Raw genomic sequence first — 302 nt, forward strand, 5'->3', positions numbered from 1 at the left:
CCACTATATAGTTGATCTCGCTTTTCATTTGACATTTCCGGATTGAAATTTTTATCAACACGCCAAAGGTCCCTGATTTGGTCCATATTCCAGAACCCCACTGCTAGACCTGCTAAATAAGCAGCTCCAAGAGCAGTTGTTTCTTGAATAACTGGTCGTTCTACCTGTACACCCAATATATCACTCTGGAACTGCATTAAGAAGTTATTTGACACTGCTCCCCCATCTACTCTTAGTCGCTTTAACGGCAGACCTGCATCAGCTTCCATTGCGTGCAGTACATCCTTCGACTGGTATGCTAA

At 43.4% G+C, this 302-nt stretch carries 1 protein-coding gene; it reads right to left on the reverse strand.

Going from position 1 to position 302, the window contains the following annotated elements; genetic code table 11:
• On the reverse strand, window positions 1–302 hold a 302-nt coding region (locus AOA59_RS25930), incomplete at both ends, for an FGGY-family carbohydrate kinase (protein ID WP_256593124.1).

The organism is Pseudomonas sp. 2822-15 (assembly GCF_002742515.1).
Lineage (GTDB): Bacteria > Pseudomonadota > Gammaproteobacteria > Pseudomonadales > Pseudomonadaceae > Aquipseudomonas > Aquipseudomonas salomonii.